The sequence below is a fragment of the Advenella sp. FME57 genome (genome assembly GCF_014897675.1).
In the GTDB taxonomy this organism is placed as follows: domain Bacteria; phylum Pseudomonadota; class Gammaproteobacteria; order Burkholderiales; family Burkholderiaceae_B; genus Advenella.
In genome coordinates this window covers 101,858-110,103 of the sequence record NZ_JABUXU010000017.1, presented here as the reverse complement: position 1 = coordinate 110,103, position 8,246 = coordinate 101,858, and the positions used below count along the sequence as shown (strand labels likewise).

General features: G+C 52.5%; 6 protein-coding genes. 2 read left to right on the top strand and 4 right to left on the bottom strand.

Annotated features, from left to right (window positions below; genetic code table 11):
• Nucleotides 1-117: 117 nt before the first annotated feature.
• The gene (locus INT32_RS17910) at nt 118-288 is read left to right on the top strand and encodes a hypothetical protein (RefSeq protein ID WP_193090067.1); all 171 of its coding nucleotides are present in this window, start codon (nt 118-120) and stop codon (nt 286-288) included.
• A gap of 105 nt (nt 289-393) precedes the next feature.
• Here the strand turns inward: INT32_RS17910 and INT32_RS17905 are convergent, their stop codons facing one another.
• The 4 genes from INT32_RS17905 to INT32_RS17890 all read right to left on the bottom strand — a co-directional run bounded on the left by INT32_RS17905 (nt 394) and on the right by INT32_RS17890 (nt 5,273).
• The gene (locus tag INT32_RS17905; protein WP_193090066.1) at nt 394-882 is read right to left on the bottom strand and encodes an ecotin family protein; all 489 of its coding nucleotides are present in this window, start codon (nt 880-882) and stop codon (nt 394-396) included.
• A gap of 71 nt (nt 883-953) precedes the next feature.
• Nucleotides 954-3,029, bottom strand: coding sequence for a PQQ-dependent dehydrogenase, methanol/ethanol family (locus tag INT32_RS17900; RefSeq protein WP_321196312.1), 2,076 nt, complete (start codon nt 3,027-3,029; stop codon nt 954-956).
• Nucleotides 3,030-3,454: 425 nt separating this feature from the next.
• On the bottom strand, nt 3,455-3,964 hold the full coding sequence (gene ssb, locus INT32_RS17895) for a single-stranded DNA-binding protein (RefSeq protein ID WP_193090064.1): 510 nt from the start codon (nt 3,962-3,964) through the stop codon (nt 3,455-3,457).
• 91 nt (nt 3,965-4,055) lie between these two features.
• Nucleotides 4,056-5,273, bottom strand: a complete 1,218-nt coding sequence (locus INT32_RS17890) for an MFS transporter (protein ID WP_193090063.1) — start codon at nt 5,271-5,273, stop codon at nt 4,056-4,058.
• Between the two features lie 114 nt (nt 5,274-5,387).
• Between INT32_RS17890 and uvrA the strand changes: the two genes are divergently transcribed.
• Complete coding sequence (gene uvrA, locus INT32_RS17885; protein ID WP_193090062.1) at nt 5,388-8,243, top strand: excinuclease ABC subunit UvrA; 2,856 nt, start codon at nt 5,388-5,390, stop codon at nt 8,241-8,243.
• The last annotated feature ends 3 nt before the right edge of the window (nt 8,244-8,246 follow it).

The following is an 8,246-nucleotide window of genomic DNA, read 5'->3' as shown; positions in this document are numbered from 1 at the left end:
TAAATTAACATTATAAATTCTATGTGTGTGGTGTATTAAAGATGGGGTATTTACACACCGCAACTACTTTGCATTGTCGCTATAGTGATATTTATCATTCAAGCCCTGGGCGTGGTCATGGGAATTATTGAAATGCTGAACTCTGGGCCAGGATCTGGAGTCATGCTTTGGCTCGGCCTCTTCGGTGGGATCGCCTCAGCCGCCTTTCAGCCGGCAATCTTAATAGCCGTTGCGGCAGCAGTTACGCATCTTGAGAGAATAGCTAATCTGCCTAATTTAGAAAAATAAATTGTCTCATCTAGGCATTGAGCAGGATCGGCTTTGCCGCGAAGCGCCTTCGACTTGAATGAACTGTTAGACCTCCGTCTACTCTGGCAACACAGGCATGAGTAATCAACCTTCCGATGCTTGCTCTTCTTTCTCTTCGCGCAACACTCTATATTTTACACCCCACCCTTCGGGCACCATTACTACTACAGGAACAGTTCTATTTAAATGAATGACGTCTTTTTTTGCCCTCACATCCACTCTTCTTTTCCAATCATCGCCGCACTTACCCTTTTCTCCATAAAATATATTATTAGTGTCCAACTCCCAATACATCAGCCCCCTACCCGGTACTAGCTTAGGATTGAATTCTCCACCTATTTTATTTTTTTGGCAATTTACCTCAATATTTTTGAACGCCCACACCTCGATCTTTTGCACATCTTTTTCTATTATTTTTTGACTATTTATTACGTATCTAATATACCCTTCTTTGGCATCTGGGTATTGCCTTAATATGTCATCTCCCTCTTTTGCCTCATCGGCATAAGCCGCCTCGGCAGGTAACAACAATACCATTGCTATCAGCGACAATGCACAAGCAACCCTAATCATTTTATTCCTCTTCATAAATAAAATGCACCCGAGCCACAATAATGGCTGGGCGCACTATTTCCCCTGAAACATCAATGCACTGTTTCATCCTTGACTTCTTTACCGCCACTTTCCCTTATAGCATCCGCAGTCCCCTGTATATATGCTTTTATGGCGCTAACATCATCTTGCGACAGCTTGTCAGTAAAATCCGGCATCCCTAAGCTATAGAATGGTCCTTTGAATACAAAAATTCCCAGATTCTCCAATATATTTTTATCCACGTACGCCAGATTTGGCAACGCTCCGCCTTTTGTAGCCCCTGGGGCTCCATGACAAGTTGCACAGGAACTCGTATAGAGCTTCTCTCCAAGTTCTATTTTCGACGGGTCATAATCAACGCCTTCAACTAATTTTCCTGTTCCTTCCTGCAAACTTCCCGGAGAAACGGCATCACCGCCCAGCTTAAACGTATATACAGTGCCGGATCCATGCTGTTCAGCCACCCTTCTCGGCAATCCATATGCACCACCCCAGCCTACTGGTATTGAAATATATTGCTCTCCATCAATTTCATATGTTGCTGCTCCAGCTCCTGCCCCACCATTCAAATCAAACTGCCATAATTTATCGCCGGTCTCTGCAGCATACGCTATAAATTTCCCATCAGACGTTCCTTGGAATACCAAATCCCCACCGGTAGACAACACACCTCCATTCCAAGGGGCATCATATCTAACCCTCCAACGCGATTTTTTTGATACTGGATCCCATGCCACTAGCTCACCAAACTCGCTAACAGCGTCGCTACTCCCCATTGTTTTTGCTTCGTCCCTACCAATAAACGAGCCTCTCACCCCGGGTTTCGGATCTTTGAAGCGCCAATCCATTTGATCCTTATATGTTACTGGTATTTGCTGAGCCGGTATATAAACAAGCCCCGTATCTTTGCTATATGACATAGGCTGCCAATTATGTGCGCCCAACGGTCCAGGTATCTGCAAATATTCATTTTTTGTGTCTCTTGCTGCCGCAAATTCTATTGGCCTTCCATCCTGACCATAGCCTTTCGCCCAAGTGACGTCCATATAATTTTTAGCGGATATAAACTCCCCTGTCTCTCTATCGATCACATAGAAGAATCCATTCTTCGGAGCATGCAATAATACTTTTCTTAATTTTCCATCTATTTTTATATCAGCCATAATTATTGGCTGTACCGATGTATAGTCCCAATTATCGCCTGGCGTCTCTTGATAATGCCACTTATATTCCCCGCTGTTAGGGTCTATAGCAACGATAGACCCTAGATATAGATTGTCTCCGCCCGCTGGGCTCCGAACTGCTGCCGCCCATGGACTTCCATTGCCTGTGCCAATATATAACGTATCAAGCTCTGGGTCATATACCATAGAATCCCAGACAGTTCCACCGCCACCGTTCTTCCACCACTCCCCAGCTGGGTCCCAAGTCTCAGCCGCCTTCTTCATCGCTTCATTCTCAAAGGGCTCTTTTGGGTTTCCAGGAACGGTGTACCATCTCCATTCCTTTTCTCCAGTATCTACATTGTAAGATGTAATATACCCACGTCCAGAATAATCCGCTCCTCCGTTACCTATAACTACATGACTTCCCGCTATTCTTGGCGCACCAGTTATCGTATAGTACCCCTCTTCTCCATCGAATGTATCTTTCTCCCAAACGAGCTTCCCGGTAGATGCATTCAGAGCGATCAGCCTCCCATCAAATGCAGCTACATAAACCTTATCTCCAGATAAGGCAACGCCTCTATTTACCGCATCACAGCATGCTTTGACGCCCCATTTCCCCTTATCCACCTCTGGATCATACTTCCATATGCTTTCTCCAGATTTAGCATCAATGGCATGAACGACCCCCCAGTTAGAGGTTACATACATTATGCCATTCGCGACTACTGGGGTTGATTCTATTCCTCGGCTACTTTTTAAATCATAAGACCAAGCTAGACCCAAATCTTTAATGTTAGATTTATTTATCTTATTCAATGGACTATAATGCGTCTCATAATAGTCCATTCCAGTTGTTAGCCATTCCGCACCTTTTGTTGAATTTTCTATTATTCTATCCTCTGTGACTGGCTTATATTTAGGTCCGCTATTTTCCGCATGAGCGCCGGTAATTGCCATACCGAACACCATAGATGACATAATAACTATAGCTGTTCGCGAATTCATTTTATCTCCTCAGTTACAAATACCATTTATTAAATCTTCTAATTTAGCCTTGACGCGCTCGGGCGTGAACGGGATCTGGCGCAGGCGCACACCGGTGGCGTCAAAGACGGCGTTGCTGATGACAGCGGCCGGTGGGGTTGGTGGAGGGCTCGCCACCACCAGTGGACTTGCGTTCGGGGTCGTTGTTGACGAGCACCATCTCTATGTCGTCGGGGATCTCGGAGAAGTGCAGGATGGGGTAGGCGGTCCACTCCAGGCTGGTGACGCGGCTGTGGTCGAAGGTGACTTCCTCGTGCTGCGTGCGGCTCAGCGACTGGATGATGTTGCCCTCTATCTGGTTGTGCAGGGGTTTGTTTGCATAACAAGTTAGGTATTCGCTAGAACGGTATATCGTCGTCCATATCCATGATATTGGCTGCAGGCTTTTGCGCGGGGCGCTGCTGTTGCGGTGCCTGGCTGCGCTGCTGGGGTGCCTGGCGTTGTTGCGGAGCGGAATAAGATTCATCGCCGCCAAAACCGCCATCGTCCATGCCGCCTGTACCTGTACTTTCGCGACCACCCAGCATTTGCATCTGGTCTGCCACGATTTCGGTTGAATAACGGTCTGCACCCGTGTCCTTGTCCTGCCACTTGCGGGTTTTCAGACGACCTTCGACATAAACCGGGCGGCCTTTCTTGAGATATTCACCGGCGATTTCCGCCAGGCGGTTATAGAACACCACGCGATGCCATTCGGTTTCCTCACGGCGCTCGCCCGAATTCTTATCCTTCCAGTTTGAAGTAGTGGCAATGGAGACGTTGCAGATGGCAGCGCCATCTGGAGAGTAGCGCACTTCCGGGTCGCGTCCCAGATTGCCGACGAGTATGACTTTGTTGACTGATGCCATGTTTAAATCCTGACTGTAGATGGTAATCAGGACAGTATCTTAACTGCCCTTACCGGCTTGCACAATTAGGTCATTATAGCCACCACGGGCTTTACGTAGGAGATTTGAAGCTTCTGGCGGTAAAGAACCAGACGGCAGCCAGTATCGCGCCCATGAGGAAAACGTTCGGCACGCCCGTGTAGCGGGCCAGCAGGCCGCCTACCGCGCCCCCTGCCGCAACACCCAGGGCCTGGGACATATTATAGAACCCGAGGGCCAACCCCTTGTGCTCTGCCGGGGCAACGCGCGATACCAGTGATGGCTGCAACGCTTCCAGAATATTGAATGCAACGAAATAACCCACGAAGAGCACCACAATGGCGGCGAACGAGTGGGTCGAAAAAGCCATGATGGCCATGACGATGGCCAGGCCGGCCACGCTCCACTCCAGGCTCTGCTTGTGTACGTGCCGCGTTTCCGTGTAGAAAACGACCGGCACCATGGCCACAAATGAAGCCAGAATCACGGGCAGGTAGACCTTCCACAACGTGCCGGTCGTAAACCCGCCCAGCCCGATCAGCAGTGGGGGCGCCACCACGAAAATGGACATCAGGATGCAGTGCAGGCAGAACACGCCAAAATTCAGTCGCAAGAGGTCGCCGTTTTTCAGCACATCGCGCGGGCGCGACTGGATGGCAGGGATCTGCAAGGGCGCTACCGGCACAATAAAAGTGGCCAGCAGCAGGCTGACAAAGCCCAGCAGGGAAATAACCCAGAACAGGCCCGAGAGGCCTCCATATTCGACCAGCAGGGGGGCGAGCACCAGCGCCAGGGCAAACGAAATACCGATGGAGCCGCCCACCATGGCCATCGCGCGGGTGCGGACTTCCGGGCGCGTCGCATCTGCCACCCAGGCGGTAATGGCCGCGGAAATGGCCCCCAGCCCCTGGATGGAACGGCCAATGACGACGCCAGTTACCGAATCACTGAGTGCGCAAACGATGCCACCGATGATGAACAGCACCATACCGCCAATAATCACCGGGCGGCGGCCAAAACGGTCCGAAGCCATGCCCAGCGGAATCTGCAAAATGGCCTGAGTCAGACCATACGCGCCAATGGCCGCTCCCACCAGTGCCGCATTACTACCGCCGGTCAGGCTTTTGGCCGCATCGGCAAAAACCGGGGTCAGCAGGAACAGGCCCAGCATGCGAACCGCAAAAAGCAGCGCCAGTGTCGTGCTGGCACGGCGTTCAGTGGACGTAAGTTTGAGTTTAGCCGGTTTGGCAGCATCTGCTTGAGCGGGTTGACTTGGCGCAGCGGAATTCATTCAGCAAATAAAAAGACAAAGTGGGAGGAAGGTATAACTGGTATTGACACCTGCGTTATAGTAATGGATTAGTCCGAGAAAAACCCAGTTCGTTCAACAGGAAAAGATAATTTCATGGATGCCATCCGCATTCGCGGTGCCCGTACGCATAATTTAAAAAATGTGTCGCTCGACCTCCCCCGTCATAAACTGGTCGTTCTGACCGGTTTATCCGGTTCAGGCAAGTCTTCGCTTGCCTTTGACACATTGTACGCAGAAGGGCAGCGCCGCTATGTGGAAAGCCTGTCGGCCTATGCCCGGCAGTTCCTGCAATTGATGGACAAGCCCGACGTAGACCTGATCGAAGGCCTGTCGCCGGCTATCTCCATTGAGCAGAAGGCAGCAGGTCATAACCCTCGCTCCACCGTCGGCACCATTACCGAGATTCACGATTATTTGCGGCTGCTGTATGCCCGCGTAGGCACGCCCTACTGTCCCGTACATGGCGAACCCCTGCAGGCACAGTCGGTTGCGCATATGGTGGACCACATTCTGGCCATGACCGCCGATACGCGTATTGCCATCCTGGCCCCCATTGCCCGCGAACGCAAGGGCAGCTACGAAGACGATTTTGCCCAGTTGCAGGCTCAGGGCTTTGTACGGGTGCGCATCAACGGCCAGATGACCGAACTGGAGCCGCGCCCTGTTCTGAACAAAAATGAAAAGCACTCGATTGATGTGGTCATTGACCGCCTGCGAGTGCGGGAAGAAAGCAAGCAGCGGCTGGCCGAAAGCATAGAAACTGCGCTCAAGCTGGCAGATGGTCGCGTGCTGGTGCTGGATATGGATAATGAGCGCGAACAGCCGTTTTCCATTCGCTATGCCTGTCCGATCTGCAATCATGCCCTGGCAGAGTTGGAACCACGCCTGTTCAGTTTTAACAACCCGGTGGGCGCCTGTCCGACCTGCGATGGCCTGGGGCACACCTGGTTCTTTGATCCGAAACGGGTCGTGGCCTTCCCCACCCTGAGCCTGTCCAGCGGCGCCATCAAGGGGTGGGACAAGCGCAACGCGTTTACCCATTCACTGTTGACCAGTCTGGCAGCACATTTCGAATTCGATATGGATGTGCCTTTTGAAGAGCTGCCGCCGGCGATCCAGAAAACGGTGCTGTACGGCTCGGGCAGCGAAGAAATTTCATTTGTGTACCTGAACGACAAGGGCCGCGGCTCTGTCAAAAAACATGCGTTCGAGGGCATTATTCCCAATCTGGAGCGTCGCTGGAAGGAAACCGATTCCAATACCGTGCGCGAAGAACTGGGCAAGTACCGCAGCCTGCAGGTCTGCCCCGATTGCGGCGGCTCACGCTTGCGCGAAGACGCCCGGCATGTGCTGATCGGCAATGAATCACGCGGCGGTTCGCGGGTGGGCATGGCGATCTATGAAGTAGAAGCAATGGCGCTGTCCGAATGCCTGCACTGGTTTGAAAACCTGAACCTGACCGGATCCAAGCAGGAAATTGCCGACCGAATTGTGCGGGAAATCCGTGCCAGGCTTGAGTTTCTGAACAATGTGGGCCTCAATTACCTGTCGCTGGACCGCAGCGCCGACACCATTTCAGGTGGCGAGGCGCAGCGTATCCGGCTGGCCAGCCAGATCGGATCGGGACTGACGGGCGTCATGTATGTACTGGACGAACCCTCTATCGGGCTGCACCAGCGCGATAATGATCGGCTGATCCAGACCCTTGCACATTTGCGCGATCTGGGCAACAGCGTGATTGTGGTCGAGCATGATGAAGACATGATCCGCTCGGCAGACTGGGTGGTGGACATGGGGCCGGGCGCAGGCGAACACGGCGGCCAGATTATTGCCTCTGGCACCCCGGATCAGATTGCCAATGATGAATCGTCGCTGACCGGGGCTTATTTGAGCGGGCGCATGCGCATCAAGGCGCATAACCCGCGCAAGCTGGATAAGGAGCAGGCGTGGTTGAAAATACGCGGCTGCTCGGGCAACAATCTGAAAAACGTCGAACTGCAGGTGCCTGCAGGCAAACTGGTGTGCGTCACGGGCGTATCCGGTTCGGGTAAATCCACCCTGATCAACGACACGCTGGCAACGCTGATGGCGCACGAACTGCATCGTGCCCAGACCGAGCCAGCCCCCTTTACGTCGGTAGAGGGACTGGACCACTTTGACAAGATCATCAATGTGGATCAAAGCCCCATCGGCCGTACGCCGCGCAGCAATCCAGCCACGTATACCGGGCTGTTCACGCCGATCCGTGAGTTGTTTGCCGGCACGCCGGAATCCCGTACCCGCGGCTATGATCCCGGGCGGTTTTCCTTCAACGTCAAGGGCGGCCGCTGCGAAAGTTGCCAGGGCGACGGCGTTATCAAGGTTGAAATGCATTTTCTGCCCGATATGTACGTTCCTTGCGATACATGTCATGGCAAACGCTATAACCGCGAAACCCTGGAAATTCGCTATCGGGGCCGCACCATCAGCGATGTGCTGGATTTGACGGTGGAACAGGCGCTGGAATATTTCAGCGCGGTGCCGGTGATCAATCGCAAACTGCAGACCCTGATGGATGTGGGCTTAAGCTATATACGGCTGGGCCAGTCTGCCACCACGCTCTCGGGCGGGGAAGCGCAGCGTATCAAGCTGTCGCTGGAACTGTCCAAGCGCAGCACGGGCAAGACCATGTACATTCTGGACGAGCCCACGACCGGCCTGCACTTTGCCGATATTGCACTATTGCTCAAGGTGATCAACCAACTGGTAGATGCGGGCAATACGGTCGTGGTCATTGAGCATAATCTGGATGTGATCAAGACCGCCGACTGGATTATTGATATGGGCCCCGAAGGCGGCCAGGGTGGCGGACAGATCGTGGCAACAGGAACACCGGCCGATATTGCCGCCAGTCCGAAGAGCCATACGGGACGTTACTTGAAGCCCCTCTTGGAAAGAGAAAAGGCCTGAGCA

Bases quoted from the DNA above. Each gene is read 5' to 3' on its own strand.
- INT32_RS17900 (WP_321196312.1), bottom strand. From the start codon at position 3,029: ATGGCAATTACCGGCGCTCATGCGGAAAATAGCGGACCTAAATATAAG.
- INT32_RS17890 (WP_193090063.1), bottom strand. From the start codon at position 5,273: ATGAATTCCGCTGCGCCAAGTCAACCCGCTCAAGCAGATGCTGCCAAA.
- INT32_RS17905 (WP_193090066.1), bottom strand. From the start codon at position 882: ATGATTAGGGTTGCTTGTGCATTGTCGCTGATAGCAATGGTATTGTTG.
- ssb (WP_193090064.1), bottom strand. From the start codon at position 3,964: ATGGCATCAGTCAACAAAGTCATACTCGTCGGCAATCTGGGACGCGAC.
- INT32_RS17910 (WP_193090067.1), top strand. From the start codon at position 118: ATGGGAATTATTGAAATGCTGAACTCTGGGCCAGGATCTGGAGTCATG.
- uvrA (WP_193090062.1), top strand. From the start codon at position 5,388: ATGGATGCCATCCGCATTCGCGGTGCCCGTACGCATAATTTAAAAAAT.